The organism is Pseudomonas avellanae BPIC 631 (assembly GCF_000444135.1).
Classification (GTDB): Bacteria; Pseudomonadota; Gammaproteobacteria; order Pseudomonadales; family Pseudomonadaceae; genus Aquipseudomonas; species Aquipseudomonas avellanae.
Map to the genome: position 1 here is coordinate 1 of NZ_ATDK01000464.1, position 1,169 is coordinate 1,169.

Consider the following 1,169-nt stretch of genomic DNA (forward strand, 5'->3'; position numbering starts at 1 on the left):
GGGGGTCATAAGGGCGGTTGGTTGATCATTCAAACCGAGTGACCAACGAGCGCCACCGGCGCTTATGAGTAATAACAGGACCAGGCTTGCCATCGGTCACTTCGTTCTCAACGTTTCTGCTCTGGGCTTCGACGGCGTCTGGGGCTTCAATCTGGATACGTACATCCCCAGTGTCCTCTGAAACGCTTAGAACTTGGATCTGAATTCCATCGCCAATCATAATATTTTCACCTTCGCGGCGAGTCAGAAGGAGCATATGAAATTCCTACGCCAAAGTTGACTTTAAGCTTAGCTTGTAGCAGGATTCTATTCAAATCTGAGCAACTTACTGCGAATCAAAAATTCCTCTCCCAACAACATGGGCTTGAAGGCAATTCCCTTAAGGCTATCCGGGTGTTGACTAAATACCCCTCCATACCCTTCCGTCAAGTTATTGACCTTAGCAATGGTCGTTGACAACGTAACGTCGAAGATTTCCATTGAGGGTAGCGTCAACCAAGCATGCAGGTTGACTACGCTGCTTCTAGGCTCCCCGTCAAGAAGGGACTTAATAAGCGGATCTCCAAACTTGAACATTCCGTTTTTTCCATCATCAATCCAGCCCAGGGTGAAATAAACAGGACACCCAAGCCAATCTTGCAAAACGGGCAGTAACTTAAAATGTATTGCTAGACACTGACAAACCAAATCATCCATCGTTAATCCCGCCAAAGCTGGCTGAATAATTTTCGGAAGCTCTGCTATTCTTAAAGCCGTAAAATATTTCTCCTGCGGCGCCGTATATACGGCTGGTATAGAAAGGCCGTATTGCTTATTGCGCTCAAGCGCTTGCGTCCAATCAGCTTTGTAGATTCCCGTCATTATTTATCTCATTGGTTCGTTATGGCTTTCTAATATACATGTAGGCCTAGCAGCGCGATAGTGCGCACGTCGCGAACTTGAAAGTGCATTGGCATTTTTAATCAAACGGAGTCGGGTCGGGTTCTGCCTGACGCTTGGCCTCGGCCACAGTCTGCTCAATCAGACCTTCCGCCTTGAGATGGATTATTCTGTAGTGGCGATTGCGCGTAGCGCCTTGATCATCTGTGTTGCCGCTGACCGAAAACTGACCCAGTAGACGCTGTTCTGCCGACTGAAAACTGACCCAGGTGTTCAACTGCTTCTGCTCA

The 1,169-nt window shown here is 47.8% G+C and carries 3 protein-coding genes; all 3 read right to left on the reverse strand.

Translation table 11 applies throughout. The features are described from left to right. Positions 1-25: 25 nt before the first annotated feature. A complete protein-coding gene (locus DW49_RS0124010; RefSeq protein WP_019332195.1) occupies positions 26-256 on the reverse strand; it encodes a carbon storage regulator in 231 nt (76 codons plus the stop codon). 50 nt (positions 257-306) lie between these two features. Next, positions 307-861 carry a hypothetical protein gene (locus DW49_RS0124015; protein ID WP_024421467.1) on the reverse strand — a complete coding sequence of 185 codons (555 nt, stop codon included), beginning with the start codon at positions 859-861 and terminating at the stop codon, positions 307-309. Between the two features lie 97 nt (positions 862-958). Beyond that, on the reverse strand, positions 959-1,169 hold a 211-nt coding region (locus tag DW49_RS1000000133205; protein ID WP_050575251.1), incomplete at its 5' end, for a hypothetical protein.

Excerpts from the sequence above, each read along its gene's own strand:
- DW49_RS0124010 (WP_019332195.1), bottom strand. The coding sequence starts at position 256 with ATGCTCCTTCTGACTCGCCGCGAAGGTGAAAATATTATGATTGGCGAT.
- DW49_RS0124015 (WP_024421467.1), bottom strand. The coding sequence starts at position 861 with ATGACGGGAATCTACAAAGCTGATTGGACGCAAGCGCTTGAGCGCAAT.